A 24,309-nucleotide genomic window follows, 5' to 3' on the forward strand; every position below is an offset into this window, starting at 1 on the left:
CAGTTGCCGAAACGAAAAGGAACGATGCAATGTATTTGAATATCACCGGAATGACCTGCGACTCGTGCGCGACACATGTCAAGGACGCCCTGGAGAAAGTGCCGGGCGTGCTGTCGGCGCTCGTGTCCTACCCGAAAGGCTCCGCGCAACTCGCCACCGATCCCGGCACCTCGCCAGAGGCGCTGACCGCCGCTGTGGCCGGCCTCGGCTACAAGGCCACACCCGCCGATGCCCCATCCACTTCAGCGCGGGGCAGACTGCTTGGCAAGGCGCTGGGATGGCTGGGCGGTGGCGACAAGGCTGGTGGTGATGGGGACGGACTGCACGTCGCCGTTATTGGCAGCGGCGGAGCCGCGATGGCGGCGGCGCTGAAGGCCGTCGAGCAAGGTGCGAACGTCACGCTGATCGAGCGCGGCACCATCGGCGGTACTTGCGTCAATGTCGGCTGCGTGCCGTCCAAGATCATGATCCGCGCTGCCCATATCGCCCATTTGCGCCGTGAAAGCCCATTCGACAGTGGCATCGCGGCGACTGTGCCTGCGATTGATCGCAGCAAACTACTGGCCCAGCAGCAGGCGCGCGTCGATGAGCTGCGCCACGCCAAGTACGAAGGCATCCTGGACAGCAACCCGGCCATCACCGTGCTGCATGGTGAAGCGCGTTTCAAGGACGACCAGAGCCTTGCCGTCCGTTTAAACGATGGCGGCGAGCGTGTGGTGGCGTTCGACCGCTGCCTGGTCGCCACGGGTGCCAGCCCGGCCGTGCCGCCGATTCCGGGCCTGAAAGAGTCACCCTACTGGACTTCCACCGAGGCCCTGGTCAGCGACACCATTCCCGAGCGCCTGGCCGTGATCGGCTCGTCTGTGGTGGCGCTGGAACTGGCGCAAGCCTTTGCCCGGCTGGGCAGCAAAGTGACGATCCTGGCACGCAGCACGCTGTTCTTCCGCGAAGACCCGGCCATCGGCGAGGCCGTTACAGCCGCGTTCCGTGCCGAAGGGATCAAGGTATTGGAACACACGCAAGCCAGCCAGGTCGCGCATGTGGACGGCGAATTCGTGCTGACCACCGGGTACGGTGAAATACGCGCCGACCAGCTGCTGGTCGCCACTGGCAGGGCACCGAACACGCGCAGCCTGGCATTGGAAGCGGCGGGAGTCGCTGCCAATGCGCAGGGGGCCATCGTCATCGACAAGGGCATGCGCACCAGTACGCCACACATTTATGCGGCTGGCGACTGCACCGACCAGCCTCAGTTCGTCTATGTGGCGGCAGCGGCCGGCACCCGTGCTGCGATCAACATGACTGGCGGCGATGCGGCCCTGGACCTGACCGCAATGCCGGCCGTGGTGTTCACCGACCCGCAGGTCGCCACCGTGGGCTACAGCGAGGCGGAAGCACATCACGACGGGATCGAGACCGACAGTCGCACCTTGACCTTGGACAACGTGCCGCGTGCGCTTGCCAACTTCGACACACGCGGCTTCATCAAGCTGGTCATCGAGGAAGGTAGCGGACGGCTCATCGGCGTGCAAGCGGTGGCCCCGGAAGCGGGTGAACTGATCCAGACGGCGGTGCTCGCCATTCGCAACCGTATGACCGTGCAGGAACTGGCCGACCAATTGTTCCCCTACCTGACCATGGTCGAAGGGCTGAAGCTCGCGGCGCAGACCTTCAGCAAGGACGTGAAGCAGCTTTCGTGCTGCGCCGGATGAGGAAAAGGAGGTGTTCAATGAGCGCCTACACAGTGTCCCGGCTGGCCCTTGATGCCGGGGTGAGCGTGCATATCGTGCGCGACTACCTGCTGCGCGGATTGCTACGGCCGGTCGCGTGCACCACGGGCGGCTACGGCTTGTTCGATGACACCGCGTTGCAACGGCTGCGCTTTGTACGGGCTGCCTTCGAAGCGGGTATCGGCCTGGACGCACTGGCGCGGCTGTGCCGGGCGCTGGATGCTGCGGACGGTGACGGTGCGTCTGCGCAGCTTGCCGTGTTGCGGCAACTCGTCGAGCGTCGGCGCGAGGCCCTGGCCAGCCTCGAAATGCAACTGGCCGCCATGCCAACCGAACCGGCACAGCACGCGGAGAGTCTGCCATGAACAGCCCAGAGCACTTGCCGTCTGAGACGCACAAACCGATCACCGGCTACTTGTGGGGCGCGCTGGCCGTGCTCACCTGTCCCTGCCATTTGCCGATTCTCGCCATTGTGCTAGCCGGCACGACGGCCGGCGCGTTCATCGGGGAGCACTGGGGTATTGCAGCCCTCACGCTGACCGGCTTGTTTGTCCTGTCTGTGACGCGGCTGCTGCGGGCCTTCAAGGGAAGATCATGACCGCTTCCCAGCCAGCCGAGAGTGGGCAGCTTTGAGCTTCGCTACCAATCTGGAGGAGTACCACCATGAACGCAAACGCCCCGAACACTGCCAGTTGCACCACCTGCTGCGTATGCTGCAAAGAAATTCCGCTCGATGCCGCCTTCACCCCGGAAGGCGCGGAATACGTCGAACATTTCTGCGGGCTGGATTGCTATGAACGCTTCCAGGCACGCGCCAAGGCCGCGACAGAATCTGACATTGCGCCTGTCCCTGGCGGTTCGCAGCCGTCAGATTGAGGCACACCTAGGCCTTCGAACCGCGGAAGAGCGCATCCGGCACTACATAGAGACGGAAGGAGTGCATGGCGTGGCGGAGTTGTCCATGACCAAGAAGGCGTGGGCAACAGACTTGAGCCTGACCCACGAGGCGCTGTACCGTGCGCTCAAGAAGATGAGCAACGAGGGTAGCTTGCGTGTTGTTGGATGCAGGATGGAGCTTTCGAAATAAGCGTCCGAGGTTGCGCTTGTGCCAAGCATCCCTGTTGCTTTCCTGGCGGAGGCTGCCTGCCACAGAGCCCTTCTGGATACAGTCCGCCCTCTGAATGTGACTGCGGGGTAATACTTGGAGCGGCCCTGTTTCACCCCCATACACACATCACATTCAATAATCTTGGATTATTCAATGTCATATTTTGGCGTTAGCACTCCTTGAATTTCAATGAAATGGTATGTAATATCATGGTATGTAATCCAGTATGAAATCGTAGGAGCATGTCATGGCCAGAAGCGGTATCTACAAATCTGAGGTGGTGCGCGCACGAAACAACCTGATGGCCCAGGGGCGTCATCCATCCATTGATGCTGTGCGGGTCGAGCTCGGGAATACCGGCTCCAAAGTAACCATCCATCGATACCTCAAAGAAATCGAAGAAGAGGAAGGCGCCAAGACAAAGGGCAGAGGCGTGGCCATTTCTGAGGCATTGCAGAATCTGACACAAAAGTTGGCCGAACAACTTCAGGATGAAGCGGATCAACAGGTTTTGCTGCTTAAGTCCACTCATGAAAAAGAGCTTCAGACCAGCCAGGAAGCCTTGAAAGTCGCCCAAACCGAAATCCTGGCACTGAAACAGCGCTTGTCCGAGTCTCAAAAGGAGGCTGCTGAAGAGAAGGGGCGCTACGAGGATCTTCACGCTGCATTCATTGGGGAAACCCAGGCACGAAACAGAGCCGAACAACGGGCAACAGACCTCCAATTGCAGCTTGAATCGGAGGCTGGCCATCGAGCGACAGCGGAAGCGAAGTACCTGGACTCTCGTCGAGCCCTAGAACACTTCAGGGACGCCAGCCGCGAACAACGCGAGCAAGAGGCTCGGCAACACGACAACCAGGTGCAGTTCCTACAGCATGAGATTCATAGCCTCAAGGAGAGCCTGACGCATGCCCAGCTGAAATCAGCCGAAGCGTTTCAGGAACTGGCACGACTGACAACGGAATTGGGTGGCGCGAGGCGAGAACTGGCCCAACTAGAAAAGCTGAAAGAGCAGGTTAAGAGTCTGAATGACCGGCTAGCGGCGACTCAAAGTCAGCGCGACATCGTCGGCAGCCAGTTGGAACACGAAAGGCTGCAGACCAATTCCTTGCGGCTGGAGTTGGAGAAGGAGTCCGGGTTGCGTTTGGCGGCCGCCAGTCGAGTCCAGGAGCTTGGCGGCGAAGTGCTGGCCATGAAAGTCCAACTGGAAACTTCTGAGCGAGTAACGGAGCAAATCCGGCTTCAGGTGTCAAAGATCATTGAAGATGCAGCTGGGAAGGCTGCATCTAATTGATTTTATTAATGAAATTCCTTAACGCCAAAAATGACACGGCTCGCACGGGAACCCTATATCGGATAAACCCAGCCAATATCTATTGAGGGAAGACCCAGGCAGACTGTCGGGCCTTTGTGCACAATCAACGGAGCTTCTTCGCAGCCTTCCGCACATCGCGCTCGCTTTCCTTCCCAGTTTTCTCCCGCATCTTTTGCAGTGTCGTCCTCGGGCCAAATTCCGAGATCGGCCCACCAGGCAGGTTCTGGTTCAGAGTGTCGCCACGCTTCTTGTGAATCGTGCCGTCCTCGTCCCGATGACGATCATCAAGTCCAGGTTGCTTCATGCTTCTTCCTTTCGTAAAGAAATTGTGAACATGCAATGGTTTCTGACCGTTGTTGTGGAGCAGTCCTGAAGGTGTTCTACCATTTTCAAGTTCAGATCTGGGTAGCCAGTCAAATCTGCACGCCGGTTTTGTCCGCAATTTGCTTTTTAAGAAAGCCTTTGGCTAGGTCTTTAAGAAGTTCAAAAGTGAAGCCACCGACTTCGCCAGCACCTTTTTTCGTCTTGGTCCAAATCGCATCGTCTCGAATCGCGTCTACAAAATCATGCCCCTCCCAAGTTAGGCTCCGAAACGTGAAACCGCTCATGGAGCCCGTACCGCCAGGATCAATCATTCCTGCTTCGATCAACAACTTTGCGTGATATTCGATTTGATGGTTGGTATACCCGGGAAGATCCAGGTCCTCATCGGGCTCTTCACCATCCAGACTGTTGCTCTGCAAAAGGGCAAGCAGTCGGCGATGCGCTTCGTCCATACGCCGACGGGCACCGACATGTTCCTGGTCTACAACCGACTCTTCAACAAACTTCCTACCATTGCCCAACAGCCAGACAATGTCATCCAATTTGCTAGTGCCTCTCGGTTCTACATCTTCGACGCGAAATACCGCATTCAGTTTGACAAGGACTATGTGAAGCAATACGGGGGACCGGGGCCAACCACCGATGATGTGAACACGATGCACCGCTACCGCGACGCCATAGCTATTCCGCATCCGATGAAGTCCGGCGCGTGGGAAACCGGCGCCGTGATTGGCGCCGTAGCCTTGTTTCCTTACCCGGACGAGGACGCGTATCGCACGCACAGGTTCTACAAAAGCATTGGCCAAGTCGAAATTGGCGGGCTCCCCTTCCTACCAGGCGCGACGACTCTGGTTAATGAAAAGATCTGTTCAATTTTGGCAAATCAATACCCAGGATTGATGGCCGACCCGGCGGCTCCGGCCCCAAGTTAGGGCTTATCGCGACAGTCTGCGCTCGGTGCGCTCCCTTGGCCACTCGACCGCCCAACTCCATTGTTTTTTTCTGCGAGCTTGTCCGCACGGACCTTCGCCCCAATAGTGCAAATTTGCTGATGATCAAAGCTCAGAACGTCAATGAGTTTCGCGTCACTTGATTTAGCGTAAAAAACTTGAACGAAAAGTCATTTGAACGATTTGCTTGACGCTAGGGGCCAAAGCTACAGCGCGCTCAATGGGCGCGGCGTAAAGAACTTCATCAAAGCTGCTTGTAATGCCGCCTACAGAATGGAAAATGCGACCGTTGGCACCGTGGCGTCGGCAAACGAAGCGCCCAGTGCCAGTTCACCGTGGCCGTGCAGCACGCACTCTTCGCGGCGCAACAGCACATCGGAACCACCGCCGCCGGAGAAACGGACCCAGGTTCCGTAGCTGCTGACATCTACCAGCACCACGCTGCCGTTGCGCCACTCCAACCGGGCATGGGTACGGGAAACCCGGGGATCGTTGACCACGAACTCCATGTTGCGCACACGGCCAATATGAACAGGCAAGTCAAACGAACGGAATCGCTTGGCGTACCCCATCCAGGTCAGCTCAATCTCGCGGCCCAGCGCGTCGACTTCGCCGGACGCATAGATGGGGTCGAGTTGGCCCTGCATGGTCAGGAAATCAGAGGCTTCCTCTTCGCGCCACTCGATCTGGTAAACCGTGCACGGTTCTGCACGGCCGCGTATGCTGATGGGCCCTAGGATGCGGAAGGTCATGCCACGGGCTTCGTCCACCGCGCTCAGGGCGGCGGCGTTGGCCCAGATCTGGTGCGGCCCGCACAGGTCACACAGGCGGGCTGCGACGTTGACGGCGTCGCCGTAACAGTCGCCCGCGACGATTTCCACTTCACCGCTGGCCACGCCAATACGCATCGGCATGCGCAAATCGACCGGGGTGCGCATGATGCGCTTGTAATGCAGGCGTTGCAGTTCAACTACGGCGTTGACCGCGCTCTGGCCGTCCGGAAACATCGCCAGCACGCCATCGCCCAGCGTCTTGACCACGCGTCCGCCGCTGAGTTCGCACTGCCGTGCGATCCAGGTTGTGATTTGGGTAACCGTTTCCGTTGCCCGGGCATTGCCCAACGCTTCAAACACCGCCGTGCTGCCATGTAAATCCGTGAAAACAACGGTCGTTTGAACACCCATTCCCAATAGTTCCGATTCTTGTGTATCCGCAGAGTTTAGGGCATTGCGCAGCTCTTGAAAACCAACGGGGCCGGGACAAGGACCCCATTCACTGATTTAGCCCGCAAGCACCGCATATTTTCAGGCATAAGGGCGCAAACACTGGTCGCATACTTGCCACTCCGCGACCTGCCCCGGGCACAAGCCAGGCGGTGAACGCAACGATACAAGCGCAAGCTTTACATTGATTTACAACCGCAAGTCTTTGAAAACAGGGTTGTTTCTTTACTATTTGCCCCGTTTCACCTATTGTCCAAAAAATACACTGGCAGGATGCTGCGACAAATTGCCCTGAATACCAAAATGCGTTGGACCCCATCTAATCTGATGTCCGGTTTGCAAGGTCTGTTCAAGAGCCCTGCCGAAGATGACGGCAGCCGGGAACGGGCGGCGCTGGACGACATTCGCCAGGCCATGCTGGATTGCCTGGGTGCATCGGGTGCCGCGGCGTACCCCCAGATTCAATTCCGGGTGACCTACGCCAGCGACATCCAGGAGCTCTGGTATCTGCGGGGGGATGTCATGGCCGTGCTTTCCGCCACGGACGGCGAAGCGACGGCACGGCGCAAACTGGCTCGCGTCAGCGACCTGTTCAAGGGCCATCTGCCCAAAGGACTGGCCACCCGTCCCAGCCCGCTGGGCGACTGAGAGAGGGGCCGCCGCAACCTAGGTTGCGTGGCCCCACACCATCAGGGCATCCCGCCCTTCCACCACCAAGTCGGCCTTGGCACCCACGGGCAGCAGGACCTTGGTGGCGACATGGCCGTACGGCAGATTGGTCAGAACCGGCGTCTTGGTCTGGCTGCGCAACCACTCAATCACGCTTTGCAGCTTGAAGCCTTTGTCATGGGGCGTCAGCCTGAATTCGGTGAACTGGCCCATCAGAATGGCTTTCTGTCGCGCCAACACGCCGGCGTGCAGCAGTTGGGTGAGCATGCGCTCGATACGGTAAGGGTGCTCTGCAACATCCTCCAGGAACAGGATTCCGCCCTTGATCTCGGGAAAATAAGGGGTTCCCAGCAGGGACACCAGCATTGACAAGTTGCCGCCCCAAACGGTGGCGTTCAGGACACGCAACGCTTCGGGGGCGGGGTCGCGGTGCTGCCGCCAGCCGGTCCCCTCCCCCTGCCCTGTCAGCAGGTCATTGAAGCAGTCTTCCATGATGTCGTCCGGAACGGCCTCTTCGCTATGGCCATTTCCGTCGCTTTGGCCTGGCTTGCCCCCCACGCCAAAACCTTCACACAACGCCGGCCCCGCCCAGGTAAGGCTGCCCGTCTGGGCCAACAGGGCCAGTTGCAGGGCGGTGAAGTCGCTGATGCCGACGAACTGGGTGCCACGTTCAATGGCCTTGGCCAGTGCCTTGTAACGGATGCCGCCCAGGATGCGGGTCAAGCCGTAGCCGCCCCGTGAGATCAACGCCACGTCGGCGCCGCTGGCCGCAGCGCGGTGAATGGCGGCCAATCGGGTCGCGTCATCCCCGGCAAAGCGCATGTGGCTTACCAGCGCATCTGGGTCGACCTCAACCTCGTGCCCCAGCCATTGAAGACGGCGTATGCCCCGCTTGAAAGCGGCCTTGTCCCGCACGGCCCCGGAGGGGGAATAGATATAAATATGTTTTTTCACGGCATCATTATCCGGCAGCCAAACGCGAACCCAGCGTGTCCCTGCCGGGTGCGCTTGCCTAGTGAGCGCACCGCCGGTTTTGCAGCCACTGCGTCAGGTGCGCAGCGGTCATGGGCCGAGCGTACAGATACCCCTGGCCTTCGTGGCAACCCAAGCGCAACAGGGTCTGTGCCTGCGCCTCGTCCTCAATGCCTTCAGCAATGACGGTGAGGTTGAGGTTGCGCCCCAACTCGACCACCATGGAAGCAATATGCCCCCCCATGACCTGCTCATTGAGTTCCGACACAAAGGCACGGTCGATCTTGAGCCGGTCAATGGGCAACTGCCGCAGGTGGTTCAACGACGAGTAGCCGGTTCCGAAGTCGTCAATGGCGATGGAAATGCCCAACTCCCGCACCTTGTGCAGGATTTCCAGCATGAAATCGGCGTCTTCCATGGCCACCGATTCGGTGATTTCCAGCTCCAGGCAATGTGGGCGGATGCCGGTGTCGACCAAGGTGGCATGGAGCTGGTCCAGAAATTCTGGGTGCCGGAACTGGATCTGCGACACGTTGACCGACATGCGCAAATCCGGGAAGCCCAGGGCCTGCAGCCGTACCAGTTCACGGCAAGACATGCGCAACACCCAGTCACCCAGGGACACGATAAGACCCGAAGCTTCGGCCAGCGGAATGAAGCGGTCCGGCGGCACAAAGGTGCCATCGTCCATCTGCCACCGCAGCAGGGCTTCCACCCCCACCACCTTGCCGCTGGCAAGGTTCACCTGCGGCTGGTACACGATGAAGAGTTCTTCCCGCTCCACGGCATTGCGCAAGTTCTGCATGAGCTGGACACGCTCGCGGGTGTCCGTGCCCATGGCGGCAGAAAAGATCACAAAACTCCCGCGCCACTTCTTCTTGGCCAGCTTGAGTGCGGTGTTGGCATCTTTCAAGGCATCACGGCCCGTGACCGCCGCACCCTGCAGGGGATTCAGCCCGACGGTGGCGGTCACCAGCATGGCGTCATCCTGCACCACGAAGGGCTCACTGAACAGAGTCAACACCTTTTGAGGCGTAATCAGACTGCGAGCCCCCATCAGCCCAAAGGTGTCGCTGCCGATGCGTGCCAGCACGACGTCGTCGCCCAACTCCCGCTTCAACCGCTCCGCCACCGCCTGCAACAAACGGTCTCCCTGCTGATGCCCCAAAGCATCGTTGATTTCTGAGAAGTCATCGATGTCAACGATAGCGAGCACGTCGTCCGGGAACAAGCCGCTGGCCAGCCGCTCATCGCGCAGATGAATGAACTTGTTGCGGTTGGGCAATTTGCACAAGCCGTCATAAAACGCCAGTTCATCAAGCTTGCGTATCTGCTCGTAGGCGCGCAAGGCCGCCGTCACCGTGGCGTACAGCTTGGTGCGTGTCAGTTCCGATTTGGTCTTGTAGTCGTTGATGTCGAAATCGTGGATGGTTTCGATCTCGGGCGCATAACCGGGCTGCCCGGTGCGCAGGATGATGCGCACTTCGGTCAGTTTCAGGTCCTGGCGAATGGTCTTGATCAGTGCCAGCCCGGCATCCTCGCGCTCCATCACCACGTCGAGCAGCACAACCGCCACGTCCACCTCGGTACGCAGCAGCTCGGCGGCCTCGGCAGCCGAATACGCATGCAGGAACTCCAGTGCACGCCCCAGGATCTTGACGCCGGCCAGCGCAAAGGCCGTTGCGCGGTGGACATCCGGCTCGTCATCGACCACCAACAGGCGCCACACCGGCTCTCGTGCACCACCGTCCACACTTTCGTCATCCAGAAAATGCAGCGTGTCAGGGTCCCCCAGTGTGGCGGGCAGCGGCGCGTTATTCATTGGAACATTGTGCACCAATCGTGGGCGTCAAAGAAGGCAAAAAGTAGGCAATCGCAGCGCGGGCCACCGGTTCGCCCAATTCCTGTACAAAATGCCCTGCCCCTTCCAGGCGCAGCGGTTCAGGACAGTTCCGGATGCTGCGTTGCAACACCTCCATCACCGGCGGACCCAGGACCGGATCCTGTACGCCGATCGCCATCAGAGTTTGTCCCGTCCAGTGTTCCTGCCAGAACAGGCGGGCCTCGCGGGAAATGGCAGCGCCATCGGCATCCGCTTGCTCTGGCACCATGGCCGGAAAGGCGCGGGTGGCAGCACGGTAACCCCGATCGGGGAAAGGCGCCATGTAGGCCGCGGCCTCGCGGCTGGTGAGTTGGGGGTTGCCGCGGGTCAGCAGCCTGGCAATATCAAATTCAGGGTTTTTGGCGCACATTTCCCGCCAGGCCACGAAACCCGGCGACAAGGTCGTGTCGCCCGTTCCCAGGGTGGTGTTCATCACCAGCAGGCCTGCATAGCGCCCAGGCGCAGCCTGGGGCAGCGTAAGGCCCAGCAGCCCACCCCAGTCCTGCACCACCAGGACAATGTTGCGCAAATCCAGACGCGTGACCAGTTCCAGCAAGGTCTGGCGGTGCCAGGTAAAACGGTGGGCGGACTCCTTCTTGGGCTTGTCGCTTTTGCCAAAACCGATCAGGTCGGGCGCCACCACGCGGTGCCCGGCGGCCAGGAACACCGGAATCATCTTGCGGTACAGATAGCTCCAGGCCGGGTTGCCATGCAGGCACAGATAGGTCAGCGGTGCATCCCGGGGACCTTCATCCAGGTAGTGCATCCGCAGACCGGCCAACGACGGCAGATCGGCCAGATAGTGCGGTGCCCAGGGATAGCCGTCCAGGTCCGCAAACCGCTGTTCGGGGGTTCGCAGGGCATCCTCGCGCAGCGGATACAGCGCACTCTTCTGCCGGGTCTTCTCTTCACGCTTGCGCTGGAAAAAAGCCTGCAGCACTGCCGAGCACTCATCGGCCAGCACCCCGCCTTGCACCACGGTCTGGTGGTTAAGCTGGACGCTGGAAAACAGGTTCAGCACCGAACCGGCCACGCCCGTCTTGGGGTCGGCCGCACCGTACACAACGCGGGCCAGTCGGGCGTGCAGCATGGCTCCGCTGCACATGGCACAGGGCTCCAGCGTGACATACAACTCGCAACCTTCCAGCCGGTAGTTGCCCAGCACCTGGGCCGCAGCCCGCAAGGCCACAATTTCGGCATGCGCAGTGGGGTCATTTCCGCCAACGGGCGCATTGCGGCCGGTGGCAATCACCTGGCCATCCTTCACGACCACCGCGCCCACCGGAACCTCACCCGCGTCCGCAGACGCGCGCGCCTGGGCCAGTGCGATCTGCATGAAGACGGTATCACGCATGTTTGCTATGTATTTTGTAGCTGCTTACGCAGATTTCACGGGGTTCAGAAGTGGTTTTTACACTTCATTTGTCTTCGGGCATGGGGCGGGCCTGCTGCAGGTTGCCCTCCACCGATTGCCGCACTTGCTGCTGCAATTGCTGACTCTGCTGTTGCGGTGTGGCGGCCGGAGCCAGCGTGGGCGCGACTGACAGGGCTCCCATCTGTTTCTTGACCAGCACCCCAACGGTTGCCAGCACCAGCAACAGGCTCAATACACCAAGAATGACGCGCATTTCAGCTTTCTCCGTGATTGTCTGAGCCGGCATGGAGCCCCAGGCGGCGCATCCAGCGTGCCAAGTCCTGCTCGTTTTCATTGCCCTGGGCATACCCTGCGTGCATGGCAGCGTGGGATTCCGGCCGGTGCTGGTTGATCTTGACTTTGCACTGCAGATCGGTGATGACCAGCTCAAACGCCACGATACCGGCCAGCATTTTGTGGGCGAATGTTTCGTCCAGCTCCTGCCACTGTCGGGCATACGGTGGTTCGTGGTCGCCAATGAGTTTCTTCAGCAGCCGGTCTTTGGCCAAGGGATCTTCAATCAGCGTGGCCTGGACCGTGCCGTGCACCGCGAGGTAATTCCAGGTCGGCACCCGCGCCAAATCGGGGTAGACCTTGGGGGACAGGTAGGCATGTGGCCCCACAAAGGTGACGACAGCGGTGGAACGGGCCTGCAGGTAACGCCAATGCGGGTTGGGTTTGGCGACGTGACCCAGCAGCACGTCTCGGGCCGGCTGATCGCCGCAGGCCGGACGTGTTTCCAGATGCAATGGCAGGTGCGTGACAAACGGCAGGCCTGCATCATCGGTGCTGATCAGGCTGGCAAACGGGTAGGCCCGCATCAGGTCCTGCGCGATCGCGTGGTCTTTGGCCTGAAACTGGGGTGGCAGGTACATGGCTGGCCCTCTAGGCTCGGAAATCCCGCAGGCGCTGCAGGTCCGGTACGCGAATCGTCTTGCCGCTGACTTCGATGAGCCCGGCTGCGGCAAGGTCGTGAAGAATGCGCGAAAAATACTCGGGTGTGAGGTTCAGGCGCGAGGCAATGGTCACTTTGCTCGCCGGCAGGGTAATGGTCGAGGCGTTGCTGTCGCTGTCGTTTTCGCTGCCGTCAATGCGTGTCAGGAAGCCGATCACGCGCTCGGTTCCTGAACGCATGGAGTAGGACTCCACGTCGCGAATCAAGCCATGCAGACGGCGACTCAGGCCAGACAGCATCTTGCGGGCGAAGGTCGGGTTGTGCTCCAGCTCCGAGAACACGGTACTCTTGAGCACATGCAACACCACCGAATCGGCCAGGGCCTGCGACGACACCACGTAGTTCATGTCCATGAACATGACTGCCTCGCCAAAAGTCCGGCCCGGCCCGAGTATTTCAATGACTTTTTCCATCCCCTGCTCGGAGCCCACCGACAGTTTGATCTGGCCGGAGAGAACCACCCAGAATCCGTCGCACGGGTCTCCGCGGTGAAACAGCATCTCGCCCTTTGCCACCTTCAGGCGCCGGGTGCCAACGGCCATGCGCTCCACCTCGTCGGCGGTCGCATCGCGCAGCAGCGGGATATTGAGCAGGAAATGCTGGACGGGTGCGCTGGCGGGCGGCAAGGTAGATCCATTCATTTGCAGGGCTCCTGCGAGGGGGTGGCCGGTCTTTCAATGGTGTCGCGTTGCGCCATGGAAATCAGACCGGCGAGCAATAGCGGCGACAGCATGGCATGCACCAGTCCCAGTCCGGGCGGCCGTCCGCCGACCCAGAGGAGAAGCAAGCCCAGAGCCAGTTGAGCGGCCAGCAACGCTGCCAGGGCCCCGACCAGCTTTGCCAGAGGCTGGTGTTCACGTCGATCCCACAGGATGGAGCCAACGAGCATGCTGGTCAGCATAGCCGTGCCCACGTGGAGAAAGGCCACCCAGTGGATGGCGCGCATCTCCAGGGCGCTGGCGGCAGCGCCCAAGCCCACGTGCAGGAAGAACACCAGAAGCGTCACGAACAGCATGGGATGGCCGGGCGGACGACGCGTGTGCGCAGTGGCCAGCGATTCGCGCAACCACCAGAAGGACGCCAGCAAGACGGTTCCCCCCACCACATTGGCAACCGTGACGGCCGCAAACCGGTAGCCGGGCGTCAGCGGACCGATCACCGCCAGCACCACGGTCGCCGCAACGACTCCCACCGTAGGCCGGATTGCCAGCGCCACGGCGGGCCGCCGCCAGCACAGAACGGTGGCCAACAGCGCCAGCAGTCCGACACCCGAGGCCGACAGGCGATGCACCATGCGGGCGACACCTTCCACCGTCGGGGGCAAGGTGGATGCCAGGACGCCGCCCTCCCCCACGGCCGTAGTCAGGCGCAGAAAAATACTGGAGCCCAAAATGGCCAGTGCCAATACCGAGCCCATGGCACCAATGGCCTGCAAAACCCTTGCAGGTTTCGGGGAGGAAGATGGTGAAGGAATGGTTGCGTCCATGCCCTATTGTGCGCGAGGTCGCCGCAATGCTCGCAGCACGATGACCACAAACATGACGCCCCCCACAATAGCGATCAGGCCGCCAAGTCCCATCAACCCCATGCCCATCGTCTCCTGGGTCGAACGCAGCACCTGCTCGGCCCCAGCCACCTTGCGCTGCACACCGTAGCCGCCGGACCAGACCAGCCCGATGATGTGCATCAGCTGGCCAACCCCGTACACATAGGGCTGCCATGCCGCAGCCCTGGAACGGGGAGCGAAAAAGCCCAACCGCGGCAGCAGCAGGTACACGACCCCCATCATGGCCAGCGTCACGCCCACGATGCAACCGTGGTAGTGGGCCGGTATGCGGACATTGCTCCCGCTGATCAAGAAGCCGATGATGCCCCCGGCGGAGAACAGCACCAGGGAGGCAATCAGGCTGGCACGCAGCGGGCGCTGCTCTGCCGTTATCGCGCGCGCCGGCCACAGTGCCCACAAAATCGCCATCGCGATCGGTGGAATGACCAGGCCGCCGCCAAACCGCATCAGCAGGGTTTGCATGCTGTGGTGCTCAACCGAAGTAACGTCGTAGGCCAGGTAAGTGATGGGCGTCAGAAAGACACTTACCAGGGCGATGGCGAACAACAGGGTCACTACCCTGGGAGACAGCGGAAAACGCACCCCCACCACGGAGGCCAGCCAGATCCAGTTGACGAGCATCAGCAGGGTGTAAGCAAATTGCAGCACATGCCCGCCGCCCCAGAACAGCAATTCATAGTAAATACGCGAGTCCAGTTCTCGTGGCACCGACACCCAGGACCAGGCAAACGCAAACACGGCCACGGCGTTGGCCACCAGGGCCGCACGCAGCCCGAAACGCAGTGCCCCGGCGCCGGAAATATGGGAGCCCACGGGAGCTACCGCCAACATGGACCGCAGGCACAGCGTGGCAATACCGACGCCAAACAGCACCAATCCGGTCAGAAATACCGGGCCGTCCAGCACGGGAACGTAGTTGGCCATGACCGGGGTGGCACGTTCCACAAAGGGAGATATGCACATGGCCGCTGTACCCAGGGCCGCTACAGCGAAGGCGAACCAGGCCATGGGGCGGTACCGCTGTGTCCCGCTCAGGGTCCACAAGGCGCCGCCAAAGGCCAGAAACCACACCAGCACCGAAAGATCCACGTGCACCACCAATGCCACGCGAAAGAAGTCCGCCACCGGAAACAGCGTCTGCAACTGGGGCGTGCGCGAGAGCACCAGCAAGATCGAGAACAGTCCGGAAGCCAGCAGTGCCATCATTCCCAGCGCGAACCAGGCCACCGCAAGTGGCCGGCGCGCGTCTTGTGGCACGGCAAGATCAAAGTCGAAATGGGTTATGGCGGCGCCCGGTTGGCCCAAAGGCATCGGGGGAGCCTGCAGATTGGTGTCAGTCATGGTGTTCTTCGTGCACAAGTGCGGGGGAAACAGCGGACGGCTGGTCCGTGGATTTTAGGCTGGCCCGAAGCGTCTCCACAGCGCGGCGAATGCGCTCCGGGCTGTTGCCGGCCCAGACCACGGCCATGTGATCGCGGGCAACCGAGGCCCGCAGCGATGGCGCACGGACTCCGGCAAACCGGTCCTGCACCCAGCGATCGCCCAGGCGAAACTCGCAGTCCCCTTCGCGGCAACCGGAAACTACAACCCCATCCGCCCCCAGGCGCAGCGCATATTCGATGAACGAGGGCGGCAGCATGCCGGCGCACTCCAGGGGCAAGACGGCTGTTGCGGCATCTCCCAATACCTGTCCGTCGGTAGCCTGGCTGCAGGTAAACAGCATGATTTTGGGCGACCCGGTCAAGGCGGCCAACCGATCCTGCAATTGCTTGCGCAGTGCCACCACCGGGGTATCGGGCAGCTCTATGCCCGACACGATATCTTCCATGCGGCGAAAGGGTGTGGAGGATGGACAGGAACCCACACAGATCCCGCATGCTGCACACATGTCCGCGATGACCGCCGCCTGCTGCAGGTGGTGGCGCTGGTCGTTGCGCGCAACCATGATGACGGCCCCAAACGGGCAATCGGCAGCGCAACGCGCGCAACCGTTGCAATTGGCCAGATCCACGCGGGCAACCGCCCTCGCCTTGCCAGGCCGCATCCGCAGGGGCAACAAGGGCATGGCCAGGAGTACCCCCGTCAGCAGCGCCGCGAGCAGCCATACCCCGTTGGCAGACAAGTAGTCCACCAGGGGGTGGACGAACAGGTAAAACCAGTCCAGAGACAATGCCGCGGGAAGGTTGCCGGTATCGGCAGGCCCCAGGCTCTCGGCGGGCACGACCAGCGAAAGCAGCCCGAGCGTGACCAGGCTGCCGATGGTCAGGACGCGGGGCGGCCAGACACGGGCATGTGACACCCGTTGCACATGGATCCACACCCCCGCCAGCAACAGCAGCGGCAAGCCGATGTGGATGAAAATAACCAGGGAAAAAAACCGATCATTCAGCGCATCGGCGGTCAGGAAATTGCGCACCAGCTGGTCAGAGAACAGCGGCAGGGACTGGAGCCACTCGGCGGTCGCCGTCACACTGAACAGGGCACGCTCGTCCCACAGCAGCCAAAACCCGGTAATGCCCGCAACCCAGAGTATCCAGAGCAATGGAACCCCGGTGATCCAGGAATACCAGCGAAAACCCAGAAAGTGCCCCCGCACGGCTTCACGCAGCAGGTGCAGCACGGTCAGCAGCATGAAGCCGTCAGAGGAATAGCGGTGCATGCCACGCAACAAGCGCCCCAGCAGCCACGGATCCAACTGCAGCCGTCGGCCGGATTCGTAGGCGCCACTGACGCTGGTGTCGTAAAGCGCATAGGCCACGATGCCGCTGACAACGGCTATGACCAGGCACAGAAAGGACAGCGCGCCGAGATGGCGCCAGGGATTGTGGGCTGGGGCGAACGCGTGGTCGAACGTGCCGCTCAGGTGTTCATCACCGTCACGCAGAATGCGAATCAGGGTGGACATGCCAGGCCATTATCCGCGCGTGAAAATGAAACCGCTGCCACTGGCAGAGAAATCGACAATCAGAACTTCGCCCGGCGCCAGATCCACGCCCGCTTCGTGCACAAAGGTGAATGCGCCATCCGGCCCGTCCGCAAGGCGGGCGCGGAACTGGTGTTGCCCGGCCGGAATGTCCAGGCGACGGTACACGGTGGCCGCGCCGTCCTTGCGCAAACCGGTTGGAGGAATCTGGATGCGGTACAGCGGCTTGCCGTCCATGTCGAGTTCAACGGCAACCGTTGCGCGCTCACGGGGGCAATCCATTTTGGTGCGCATATTCGGCGCAAGCTTGGCCAGCTCCGCTTCACTGCGTTCCCGACAGGTCTGCATCAACTGGGCTGAATGGCTGAACGAGAGCTTGATAACGGCTTCATTGTCCCCACGCAGGCGGTAAGCCGGCGCGGTAGAGAAGTAGCCCAGAAAGGCAGCGAAAAGGCCGTAGATAAGCGCCTGCAAGGCATAACGCATGGGTGCAGGCAACCCCGCAGACACCGGTTTATCAGACATTCGAACCTCCAAGTTTCACCATATCGGCGTGCTGGCCATCCAGCGGTTTCTGTGGCGCCAGGTGGAACGCGTCCGAGAAACAGTCATCGGTGGAAATCCCGTGCTTGACGAACGCAGGCTGTGCTGCCGCGACCATCTGCACCGAACCACAGGCGTACACCTGGTGCTGGGAAAGGTCCGGGAAATCCGCCAGGATGGCCTCATGCACCAACCCAGTTCTCCCGCTCCAGTCGTCTTCGGGACGCGCATCCGACAGCACGGGGATGAAGGTGAAATTGGCATGCTCTTGAGCCCATTGTTCTGCCAGAGACCCCAGGTAGAGATCGCGCCGGCTGCGCACCCCCCAATACAGGATCATGCGGCGGTTCAACCCGTGGTGGAACGCGTGTTCCAGCATGCTTTTGACTGGGGCAAAGCCGGTTGAACCAGCCACAAAGATAATTGGCTTCTCGCTGTCTTCCCGCAATGTGAAGGCGCCCAACGGGCCTTCAAACCTCAAGGTATCGCCAACCTTCATGTGGGTGAACACCTCGGTGGTGAACCGGCCCCCCGGAACCAACCGGACGTGCAACTCGATTTCTTCGGACGTATGCGGAGCGGCAGCAAAGGAGAAACTGCGCTTGGCACCGTCTCCCAGGACGATGTTGATGTACTGGCCCGCATAAAACTGCAGCGCAGACCCGCCCTCGGTCTGCAGGCACAGGCGCATGACGTCATAGGACAGTGGCTCGAGCCGGGTCACGCGTGCCACGTACTGTTTCAGCGGCAGCGCTTTGGGGTTGTGCTGGGGAACGTATTCGATTTCGACATCCGACAAGGGCTCCGCGCAGCACAGCAGGGTCTTGCCGGCTGCACGTTCCGCAGCGGTCAGCACCGACTCCTGATAGGGTTGCAGGTGCACTTTTCCGTGCAGCAGCGTGGCCTTGCAAACGCCGCAGCCACCGTTGCGGCATTCAAAAGGCATGGGCAGGTCTTCGCGCAAGCCCGCGTCCAGCAACGTTTCGCCGCTACGGGCCGAAATGATGCGCTCGTCCGGATGAACCGCCATGCTCCACGACTTCTGCTTGCCGCGGCGTTGCGGTGGCAGCCAGGGCATCAGCACCAGCAGCACGGTTGCACCAATGGAAAGCAGCCAGGTCTTGGTAGGCCCCCAGCCTTGAATCAGAGGGTAAGCGGGCAGATAGAACCAGTCGAAATGAACCGTCGCCGGCCAGGTGGCCATATCCACCCGCCCCTGGCTCAGCGCCGGCTTGATCAAGGACAGAACAACCAGGCTCACCATGATGCCGATCATCAGTGGTCGCGGCGGATTGGTTTTGGCACTGGGCGTGCGCTGGGTATGGATCCACAGCACGGCCAGCACACTCAGTGGCAGTCCGATGTGCATGAAAGCGAGCAGGGAAAACAGCCGGTCGCTGACGTTGGCGTTGGAAATGAAATTTCTCGTCATTGACCCGCCAATGAGCGGGAGCACGTCAAACCACTCGGTGGTTGCCGTGACTACGAATTGCGACAGCCGGTCCCAGGGAAGCATGTAGCCATTGACGCCCGAGGCGTAGGTCAACCACATCAACAGCACGCCCGAAACCCAGGAAAACCAGCGCAGCCCGCGGTGGTGGTCAAACGTGGCATGCCGTACCAGATGCAGCACCATGCTGAGCATCAGGCCATCGGACGCATAACGGTGCACGCTGCGCAAAATACCGCCGACAAACCACTGACCGTGCGTCAGGGCCTCCACCGAATCAAAGGCACCCGCGACACCGGTCTCGAAGAATGCATACAGATACAGGCCCGTGCCAATGACCACCCACAGCAGGAAATAGGTAATGGCACCGAGGTAATACAGTGGATTCAGACGGTCGCCAAAAATGGCGCTGAGAGGTTTCTCCACTGCGAGGAATGCCCGCTGCACAAGGGTTTGTAGGAAATTAAACACAGGAACTCGTTTCAATAGGGACGTTGATGGCAGCACTGCTGACGCTCTACAGCGTCTGCACGTCGACCTTGCGTTTCACATCCAGATGGACTCGTGCACTCCCCTCGCCTCCGGATGGAACTGAAAGAGACGACTGCGGGGCGCGACGTGCCCGACGACGGGCCAGCCATTCCGAAAAGAAGAACCAGGCCATGGTCAGTGCAAAAGTAATGCCACCGGCCACCTCAAGCAGCAAGCCGTATTCCACCCGGTATTGGCCGGTTTTGGGGTCATACACCGTGCAAAGAATGCGCACGCGATCGATGAGATCGTCAAGGCGCAGTTGCTGCGGGATCGGGGCGTTGCTAATGAGCTGCTTCAGGGGTTCGCCAATGGCATTGGCGGAGAGGTCCTCACCATAGATCTGCCGGTAAATGCGCCCTTCCGCATCCAGCAGCGTCACCTGCAGTATGTGATCGAAACCGGCGGGTGTCGCCATGTAACTGAAGCCAAACTCCCGCGTCAATGGCTCAACAATCGATGCGTGCGGGCTCAGGAACTCCCAGTTGGGCACATCAATGCGGTGCTGCTTGGCAAAAGCCTTCAGGGATTGCGGCGAGTCGGCCGGCTGGTTGAATCCAATGCTGATGACATTGAACTGGTTGGTACCAAACATGTCCCGCCCCGACTCAACGGCTTTTTGCAGGGAGCGGGTCGTCAGCGGGCAGACCTGAAAACACCCGGTGTAGATAAAACTGACCAACAAAGGCTTGCCGCGGAAACGGGAGAGGCGCACCGGCCGCCCTTCGCGATCGAGCAGCGTGTAGTCGCCGACGGTCTTGCCCACGACCGCCTGGCTCAGGCTGAGTGCCGCCTTTTGATCAAGACCAACGGAGGGAGTGCCCTGAAAGGGCTCGGTGCCAGCACTGGCGAAGCACGGGTAGGCCATGAGCGCCATGATGGCCATCAAGCGCACCGCCACGTACCGGGCGGTGTGCACAAACATGGCAAGCGGAGCAGACATGGCGCCGAACCCGGAATCCTGTTTCAATACGCCAGCCTGTCGAGGGTTGCCGTCACCAGGAGCAGGCTGAGCTGGACCAGCGAGGCGAAGAATGCCCCCATGGCTGTCTTGCGCGTCGGGGTGCGGGCCAGCTGCGATGCCTTGTAGACAAAGTAACCACCACCCGCCAGGGCACCCAGGAAATAGATGACACCGGCGCCAAAGAAAACGGGCAACAATGCGGTCAGGGCCAGTGCCACGGTACTCCACAGCACAACGCGTGCAGCCCGCGGAACGCCCACCACGACCGGCAACATGGGGATGCCAGCGGCTGCGTACTCGGCCTCATTGGCAATGGCCAGGCTCCAGAAATGCGGTGGTGTCCACAAAAACAGCACGGTAGCCAGCAGGAACGGCAACGGGCCTATTTGGGGGTCGACCGCTGCCGCACCCGCCAGAACCGCAAAACTTCCCGCCAGTCCCCCCACCACAATGTTGAGCCAGCTCCGGCGTTTGAGCCAGACGGTATACACAATGGCGTAGAAAAATGCACCCAAGAACACAAACACCGCCGACACCGGATTGAGCACCCAGCCGGCGCACAAGACGGATGCAGCCAGCATGGCCGCCATGAGCCACAGCCACGCTGGTGTATGGGGCAAGGCCCCGGTGGCAAACGCGCGGCCTTTGGTGCGCGCCATCAGGCGGTCGCTGTCATGCTCGTAATACTGGTTGAACGCCCCGGCACTGGCCGAAGACAGAAGCACTGCCACCGCCAGCACCAGCAATTTGGGCCAGCCCAGGGACGGTCCCGGCGTAACCGCCAAGCCGACCAGTGCGGTGATCATGATCATGAAGCCAATGCGAAGCTTGAATAAACCCAGAACATTGCGGGTCATGCGCATGGAGGCTGTTGTGCCGGATGGCTTGGTATTCAGCATCTCGTTCTTCGTCCTAGTTTTTCCTTGCGGTGCGAGAGGCAGTAAGGCAGTACGCGGGCCGAGGCCCGCGTACGTTTTACCGGATTAGCTCAATCCCCATACCTGGGACAGGTATTTCCAGTTGATGAAGTAGTACAGAACGAACGACACCAGGAACACCATGGCCAGGACAAAGGTGCCCGGTGCCGCAAAGCCGGCAGAACCGTACGACTGCGCAACGGCGGTCGGTGCAGTGGGCGGAATGGGTGTGAAATTGGCACTGGTGTTACCCGCGCTCAGCTTCTTGCCCCACAGCAGTGAACCCACCGTGATGTAGATGTAGATGGCACCACCAACGATGGCAGAGATACCGGCGATACCGACCAGACCCATCAGCAGGTAGGCAGCACCCGGCCATTCGTAAGCCATGGGGGAGCCATTGAAGGCCATGTCCCAGTGACGGCGGGAAACGCCCAGCGTACCGGCGCCCATCATGACCAGACAGAAGAAGTACATCGACAGGCCGAACAGGTACGGCTGCACCTTCGCCAGGCCGGGGTTGATCATCTCCCGGCGGAACAGCACGGGAATCAGGAAATACGTCAATGCCATGAAGGACAGGGTGGTACCCACGACCACAGTGGCGTGGAAGTGGCCCGGCACGTAAATCGTGTTGTGAATGATCATGTTGAGCTGCTCGGTACCCATCATCACGCCGGAGATGCCGCCGAGGAAACCGAAGCCGATCAGGGAAATGAACACCCCCGAGAACACCGGGTTACCCCAGGGCGCCTTGCGCAACCACTCGAAAAGACCGTTGTTGAAACCCTTGGCACGTTGAGCCACTTCAATGGCGCCCGGAATGGTCAAACCGTGGATCATGGACGCCAGCACGGCGAAATACATGAAGTAGCTGGTGTTGACCACTTTCCAGGCGGTGCTGACGCCGGGGTCGGCCAGCAAGTGGTGCGCGCTGGCCAGTTGCAGGAACAGGATGTACAGCAGGAAAGCGCCACGACTCACACGCTCCGACATGGGCTTGGCACCGAAGGCAATCGCCGCCACGGCATACCAGATGGAGATGTGCGCAGCCACGTTGATCTGCTGGGACGAGTGACCGAAGGCCCACCAGATGGTGCGGTAAATCAGGGGGTCAACTGCGCTGATCAAGCCGATGGACAACAGGAACGTTGGAATCAGAATGATGGCACCCGATGTGATGGTGAACACGGCAATGATGGCTGCAACGATGGCACCAAAGGTCACCAACGGTACGGAGCCTTGGTAAGTCTTGTCGCGCTTGGCGATCACCAATGTGCCGAAGAACACAAAGCAGCCAATCAGGGCGCCCACTGCGAACAGGATCAGGCCCAGATAAAACGACGGCGCAGCCATCATGGGCACATAGGACGTCATCATGACGCTGGAGCTACCCTGGAAGACCGCCACATTGTTCGTGATGGCACCGACCAGCATCAGCGCAAAAGCTGCCCAAGCGACCTTTGGCGTCGCAATGCGACACCGCAGCAAGGTAGATGAGCAGAAATAGAGCACGGCCATCTCGAAAAAGATGATCCAGTAAATCAGCATGTCAATGCCGTGTGCGGTCAGCACCATGTAGAAGGTGTCTGCAGCCAGCCAGTGCACGGTGGGCCAGCGTGTCAACACCACGCCAATGGCGAGAATGCCGCCAACCAGCAGCGCCACGACCGCCGTGACGGCGTTCGCAATCATCAGCTTCTCGGCCTGCGATTCAAATTGAAGCCCGGAACGCGGGCAGGTACGGTAAGTGGTCGTTGTCATCTGCGTCACCTTATTTCACGTAAATGCGACTCACCATCGTGTGATGGTTGATTCCACAAAATTCGTTACAAACGACCGAATAAGTACCAGCCTTGTTCGGCGTAACCTTCACCACGTGCTCATACCCTGGCACGATCTGAATGTTGATATTGGCGGGTTGCAGCGAAAAGCCGTGGTTGTAATCCATCGACGTGAGATGCAAGCGGTAGGTCTTGTCTTTTTCCAGCTCAATGATGGGCCAGAAGTTCCACAGGCGGGCTGTGAGGTACACATCACTGCCCGGGGGCGGAGCCACCACGGGAATGTTGCCTTCTGTTTCAGTGCGAACCGTGTATTTGTCCACCATGGCCTGCGCCTTGACAGAGAACTGCTCCGGCGTAGTGCGGTAGGTTTCGGTCGACAGGTTCTGCTTGCCGTATATGTGCCAGCCCACCATCATGGCGAACATGCTCAGGCACCAGACCAGGGCAATAACGATCCAGGTTCCCTCCACGCGATCCAGTGGGTGCTTCCACCACAGCCGTTCTGCCGGCGGCAATATTGCGCTCATATGCTTTCTCCTAGGTTTTTGTTAGGTGTTTACGAAGAATGGACCGTGAATTACTTGGCGAGCGGCACAGTCAAGATATCGATTACGCCCCACAGGGAGTAAACGACCATGGGAATCAGAACGCCGAGGAACAGCAACAGGAAGGGGTTGTCGAGCAATTGCTGCATCAGCGGCACGGGCTCATTGGGATTGTCAGTTGCGTGCTGCGAAGCATGGGAGTGATCGGTTTGCGACATGGCGTTATCCTTGAGTAGAGTTCCATCGACGAAACGGTATCCGGCGAATGCCGCGATTTTAGGCAGATGCAATGTATGTTTGTTTGATATGTGTTAAACAATTTACATGTTTAAACACAGGTCAAAGACGTCCATCCACGCACGCCACCCCCAATCGCAACCCGACTTGTATACCCTTTGATTCCCGGTTACTACAGGGTTATTCCTAACGGCACCGAATGCGCATAAAAAAACCCAGGTCTTGCCTGGGTTCATGTTTACCGATGCGTCAGAGACGCCTCACATCGCCGTGGGGTCTTACTCCCACTCCATCATCAACAGG

The 24,309-nt window shown here is 60.2% G+C and carries 27 protein-coding genes; 8 read left to right on the forward strand and 19 right to left on the reverse strand.

Annotated elements, in window-relative coordinates; genetic code table 11:
* Nucleotides 1-29 precede the first annotated feature (29 nt).
* The 6 genes from merA to AC1Q5W_RS02185 all read left to right on the forward strand — a co-directional run bounded on the left by merA (nt 30) and on the right by AC1Q5W_RS02185 (nt 4,132).
* Nucleotides 30-1,712: a mercury(II) reductase gene (merA, locus tag AC1Q5W_RS02160; RefSeq protein WP_003055149.1), complete on the forward strand. Its 1,683-nt coding sequence runs from the start codon at nt 30-32 to the stop codon at nt 1,710-1,712.
* Nucleotides 1,713-1,729: 17 nt separating this feature from the next.
* Entirely contained in the window at nt 1,730-2,095 is a 366-nt protein-coding gene (gene merD / locus AC1Q5W_RS02165) for a mercury resistance co-regulator MerD (RefSeq protein WP_001277463.1), read from the forward strand.
* On the forward strand, nt 2,092-2,328 hold the full coding sequence (merE, locus tag AC1Q5W_RS02170; RefSeq protein ID WP_001087807.1) for a broad-spectrum mercury transporter MerE: 237 nt from the start codon (nt 2,092-2,094) through the stop codon (nt 2,326-2,328). The genes merD and merE overlap by 4 nt, the downstream gene beginning before the upstream one ends.
* A gap of 65 nt (nt 2,329-2,393) precedes the next feature.
* Nucleotides 2,394-2,606, forward strand: coding sequence for a DUF3330 domain-containing protein (locus AC1Q5W_RS02175; RefSeq protein WP_000993245.1), 213 nt, complete (start codon nt 2,394-2,396; stop codon nt 2,604-2,606).
* An 85-nt stretch (nt 2,607-2,691) separates the two neighbouring features.
* A complete protein-coding gene (locus tag AC1Q5W_RS02180) occupies nt 2,692-2,817 on the forward strand; it encodes a hypothetical protein (protein WP_492646079.1) in 126 nt (41 codons plus the stop codon).
* Nucleotides 2,818-3,085: 268 nt separating this feature from the next.
* The gene (locus tag AC1Q5W_RS02185; protein WP_492646080.1) at nt 3,086-4,132 is read left to right on the forward strand and encodes a DNA-binding protein; all 1,047 of its coding nucleotides are present in this window, start codon (nt 3,086-3,088) and stop codon (nt 4,130-4,132) included.
* Nucleotides 4,133-4,256: 124 nt separating this feature from the next.
* On the opposite strand, the gene AC1Q5W_RS02190 is transcribed toward AC1Q5W_RS02185, so the two are convergent.
* Nucleotides 4,257-4,457 (reverse strand): hypothetical protein, encoded by a 201-nt coding sequence (locus tag AC1Q5W_RS02190; RefSeq protein ID WP_492646081.1) that lies wholly within the window; start codon nt 4,455-4,457, stop codon nt 4,257-4,259.
* Between the two features lie 109 nt (nt 4,458-4,566).
* Entirely contained in the window at nt 4,567-4,929 is a 363-nt protein-coding gene (locus AC1Q5W_RS02195) for a DUF2513 domain-containing protein (protein WP_492646082.1), read from the reverse strand.
* On the opposite strand from AC1Q5W_RS02195, the gene AC1Q5W_RS02200 reads away from it, so the two are divergent.
* Complete coding sequence (locus tag AC1Q5W_RS02200; RefSeq protein WP_492704019.1) at nt 4,813-5,409, forward strand: nuclease domain-containing protein; 597 nt, start codon at nt 4,813-4,815, stop codon at nt 5,407-5,409. The genes AC1Q5W_RS02195 and AC1Q5W_RS02200 overlap by 117 nt on opposite strands.
* Nucleotides 5,410-5,693: 284 nt before the next feature.
* On the opposite strand, the gene AC1Q5W_RS02205 is transcribed toward AC1Q5W_RS02200, so the two are convergent.
* Nucleotides 5,694-6,611, reverse strand: a complete 918-nt coding sequence (locus AC1Q5W_RS02205) for an adenylate/guanylate cyclase domain-containing protein (protein ID WP_492646084.1) — start codon at nt 6,609-6,611, stop codon at nt 5,694-5,696.
* 366 nt (nt 6,612-6,977) lie between these two features.
* Here AC1Q5W_RS02205 and AC1Q5W_RS02210 point away from each other — a divergent pair, with 366 nt between their 5' ends.
* A complete protein-coding gene (locus AC1Q5W_RS02210) occupies nt 6,978-7,298 on the forward strand; it encodes a hypothetical protein (RefSeq protein ID WP_492646085.1) in 321 nt (106 codons plus the stop codon).
* 18 nt (nt 7,299-7,316) lie between these two features.
* Here the strand turns inward: AC1Q5W_RS02210 and AC1Q5W_RS02215 are convergent, their stop codons facing one another.
* The 16 genes from AC1Q5W_RS02215 to AC1Q5W_RS02290 form a co-directional block, all read right to left on the reverse strand.
* Nucleotides 7,317-8,273 carry an LD-carboxypeptidase gene (locus AC1Q5W_RS02215; protein WP_492646086.1) on the reverse strand — a complete coding sequence of 319 codons (957 nt, stop codon included), beginning with the start codon at nt 8,271-8,273 and terminating at the stop codon, nt 7,317-7,319.
* A 58-nt stretch (nt 8,274-8,331) separates the two neighbouring features.
* Nucleotides 8,332-10,113 carry a putative bifunctional diguanylate cyclase/phosphodiesterase gene (locus tag AC1Q5W_RS02220; RefSeq protein WP_492646087.1) on the reverse strand — a complete coding sequence of 594 codons (1,782 nt, stop codon included), beginning with the start codon at nt 10,111-10,113 and terminating at the stop codon, nt 8,332-8,334.
* Nucleotides 10,106-11,527 (reverse strand): tRNA adenosine(34) deaminase TadA, encoded by a 1,422-nt coding sequence (tadA, locus tag AC1Q5W_RS02225; protein WP_492646088.1) that lies wholly within the window; start codon nt 11,525-11,527, stop codon nt 10,106-10,108. Before tadA ends, AC1Q5W_RS02220 begins: the two co-directional genes overlap by 8 nt.
* Before the next feature lie 64 nt (nt 11,528-11,591).
* Nucleotides 11,592-11,801 (reverse strand): hypothetical protein, encoded by a 210-nt coding sequence (locus AC1Q5W_RS02230; protein ID WP_492646089.1) that lies wholly within the window; start codon nt 11,799-11,801, stop codon nt 11,592-11,594.
* 1 nt (nt 11,802) lies between these two features.
* Nucleotides 11,803-12,462 (reverse strand): FMN-binding negative transcriptional regulator, encoded by a 660-nt coding sequence (locus tag AC1Q5W_RS02235; protein WP_492646090.1) that lies wholly within the window; start codon nt 12,460-12,462, stop codon nt 11,803-11,805.
* A 10-nt stretch (nt 12,463-12,472) separates the two neighbouring features.
* Nucleotides 12,473-13,183 (reverse strand): Crp/Fnr family transcriptional regulator, encoded by a 711-nt coding sequence (locus tag AC1Q5W_RS02240; RefSeq protein WP_492646091.1) that lies wholly within the window; start codon nt 13,181-13,183, stop codon nt 12,473-12,475.
* Nucleotides 13,180-14,028, reverse strand: coding sequence for a hypothetical protein (locus tag AC1Q5W_RS02245; protein WP_492704021.1), 849 nt, complete (start codon nt 14,026-14,028; stop codon nt 13,180-13,182). The genes AC1Q5W_RS02240 and AC1Q5W_RS02245 overlap by 4 nt, the downstream gene beginning before the upstream one ends.
* A 3-nt stretch (nt 14,029-14,031) precedes the next feature.
* On the reverse strand, nt 14,032-15,450 hold the full coding sequence (locus AC1Q5W_RS02250) for a cbb3-type cytochrome c oxidase subunit I (RefSeq protein ID WP_492646093.1): 1,419 nt from the start codon (nt 15,448-15,450) through the stop codon (nt 14,032-14,034).
* The gene (locus tag AC1Q5W_RS02255) at nt 15,443-17,014 is read right to left on the reverse strand and encodes a cytochrome b N-terminal domain-containing protein (protein WP_492646094.1); all 1,572 of its coding nucleotides are present in this window, start codon (nt 17,012-17,014) and stop codon (nt 15,443-15,445) included. Before AC1Q5W_RS02255 ends, AC1Q5W_RS02250 begins: the two co-directional genes overlap by 8 nt.
* Before the next feature lie 9 nt (nt 17,015-17,023).
* On the reverse strand, nt 17,024-17,557 hold the full coding sequence (locus tag AC1Q5W_RS02260) for a hypothetical protein (RefSeq protein ID WP_492646095.1): 534 nt from the start codon (nt 17,555-17,557) through the stop codon (nt 17,024-17,026).
* A complete protein-coding gene (locus tag AC1Q5W_RS02265; RefSeq protein WP_492646096.1) occupies nt 17,550-19,451 on the reverse strand; it encodes a cytochrome b N-terminal domain-containing protein in 1,902 nt (633 codons plus the stop codon). The genes AC1Q5W_RS02260 and AC1Q5W_RS02265 overlap by 8 nt, the downstream gene beginning before the upstream one ends.
* A 91-nt stretch (nt 19,452-19,542) precedes the next feature.
* Complete coding sequence (locus AC1Q5W_RS02270) at nt 19,543-20,526, reverse strand: SCO family protein (RefSeq protein ID WP_492646097.1); 984 nt, start codon at nt 20,524-20,526, stop codon at nt 19,543-19,545.
* On the reverse strand, nt 20,523-21,419 hold the full coding sequence (gene cyoE / locus AC1Q5W_RS02275; protein WP_492704023.1) for a heme o synthase: 897 nt from the start codon (nt 21,417-21,419) through the stop codon (nt 20,523-20,525). Before cyoE ends, AC1Q5W_RS02270 begins: the two co-directional genes overlap by 4 nt.
* Nucleotides 21,420-21,503: 84 nt before the next feature.
* Nucleotides 21,504-23,201: a cbb3-type cytochrome c oxidase subunit I gene (locus AC1Q5W_RS02280; protein WP_492646099.1), complete on the reverse strand. Its 1,698-nt coding sequence runs from the start codon at nt 23,199-23,201 to the stop codon at nt 21,504-21,506.
* Between the two features lie 10 nt (nt 23,202-23,211).
* Nucleotides 23,212-23,751, reverse strand: a complete 540-nt coding sequence (locus tag AC1Q5W_RS02285; protein WP_492646100.1) for a cytochrome C oxidase subunit II — start codon at nt 23,749-23,751, stop codon at nt 23,212-23,214.
* A gap of 50 nt (nt 23,752-23,801) precedes the next feature.
* Nucleotides 23,802-23,987 (reverse strand): hypothetical protein, encoded by a 186-nt coding sequence (locus AC1Q5W_RS02290; protein WP_492646101.1) that lies wholly within the window; start codon nt 23,985-23,987, stop codon nt 23,802-23,804.
* Between the last annotated feature and the right edge of the window lie 322 nt (nt 23,988-24,309).

It is taken from the genome of Rhodoferax sp. MLSD5-FHT05B10 (genome assembly GCF_058793415.1).

Excerpts from the sequence above, each read along its gene's own strand:
- merE (WP_001087807.1), top strand. The coding sequence starts at position 2,092 with ATGAACAGCCCAGAGCACTTGCCGTCTGAGACGCACAAACCGATCACC.
- AC1Q5W_RS02190 (WP_492646081.1), bottom strand. The coding sequence starts at position 4,457 with ATGAAGCAACCTGGACTTGATGATCGTCATCGGGACGAGGACGGCACG.
- AC1Q5W_RS02280 (WP_492646099.1), bottom strand. The coding sequence starts at position 23,201 with ATGACAACGACCACTTACCGTACCTGCCCGCGTTCCGGGCTTCAATTT.
- AC1Q5W_RS02210 (WP_492646085.1), top strand. The coding sequence starts at position 6,978 with ATGTCCGGTTTGCAAGGTCTGTTCAAGAGCCCTGCCGAAGATGACGGC.
- AC1Q5W_RS02185 (WP_492646080.1), top strand. The coding sequence starts at position 3,086 with ATGGCCAGAAGCGGTATCTACAAATCTGAGGTGGTGCGCGCACGAAAC.
- AC1Q5W_RS02290 (WP_492646101.1), bottom strand. The coding sequence starts at position 23,987 with ATGTCGCAAACCGATCACTCCCATGCTTCGCAGCACGCAACTGACAAT.
- AC1Q5W_RS02235 (WP_492646090.1), bottom strand. The coding sequence starts at position 12,462 with ATGTACCTGCCACCCCAGTTTCAGGCCAAAGACCACGCGATCGCGCAG.
- tadA (WP_492646088.1), bottom strand. The coding sequence starts at position 11,527 with ATGCGTGATACCGTCTTCATGCAGATCGCACTGGCCCAGGCGCGCGCG.
- AC1Q5W_RS02250 (WP_492646093.1), bottom strand. The coding sequence starts at position 15,450 with ATGACTGACACCAATCTGCAGGCTCCCCCGATGCCTTTGGGCCAACCG.
- AC1Q5W_RS02195 (WP_492646082.1), bottom strand. The coding sequence starts at position 4,929 with ATGGACGAAGCGCATCGCCGACTGCTTGCCCTTTTGCAGAGCAACAGT.
- AC1Q5W_RS02175 (WP_000993245.1), top strand. The coding sequence starts at position 2,394 with ATGAACGCAAACGCCCCGAACACTGCCAGTTGCACCACCTGCTGCGTA.
- AC1Q5W_RS02285 (WP_492646100.1), bottom strand. The coding sequence starts at position 23,751 with ATGAGCGCAATATTGCCGCCGGCAGAACGGCTGTGGTGGAAGCACCCA.
- merA (WP_003055149.1), top strand. The coding sequence starts at position 30 with ATGTATTTGAATATCACCGGAATGACCTGCGACTCGTGCGCGACACAT.
- AC1Q5W_RS02240 (WP_492646091.1), bottom strand. The coding sequence starts at position 13,183 with ATGAATGGATCTACCTTGCCGCCCGCCAGCGCACCCGTCCAGCATTTC.
- AC1Q5W_RS02205 (WP_492646084.1), bottom strand. The coding sequence starts at position 6,611 with ATGGGTGTTCAAACGACCGTTGTTTTCACGGATTTACATGGCAGCACG.
- AC1Q5W_RS02230 (WP_492646089.1), bottom strand. The coding sequence starts at position 11,801 with ATGCGCGTCATTCTTGGTGTATTGAGCCTGTTGCTGGTGCTGGCAACC.
- AC1Q5W_RS02220 (WP_492646087.1), bottom strand. The coding sequence starts at position 10,113 with ATGAATAACGCGCCGCTGCCCGCCACACTGGGGGACCCTGACACGCTG.
- AC1Q5W_RS02260 (WP_492646095.1), bottom strand. The coding sequence starts at position 17,557 with ATGTCTGATAAACCGGTGTCTGCGGGGTTGCCTGCACCCATGCGTTAT.
- merD (WP_001277463.1), top strand. The coding sequence starts at position 1,730 with ATGAGCGCCTACACAGTGTCCCGGCTGGCCCTTGATGCCGGGGTGAGC.
- AC1Q5W_RS02180 (WP_492646079.1), top strand. The coding sequence starts at position 2,692 with ATGACCAAGAAGGCGTGGGCAACAGACTTGAGCCTGACCCACGAGGCG.
- AC1Q5W_RS02245 (WP_492704021.1), bottom strand. The coding sequence starts at position 14,028 with ATGGACGCAACCATTCCTTCACCATCTTCCTCCCCGAAACCTGCAAGG.
- cyoE (WP_492704023.1), bottom strand. The coding sequence starts at position 21,419 with ATGCTGAATACCAAGCCATCCGGCACAACAGCCTCCATGCGCATGACC.
- AC1Q5W_RS02255 (WP_492646094.1), bottom strand. The coding sequence starts at position 17,014 with ATGTCCACCCTGATTCGCATTCTGCGTGACGGTGATGAACACCTGAGC.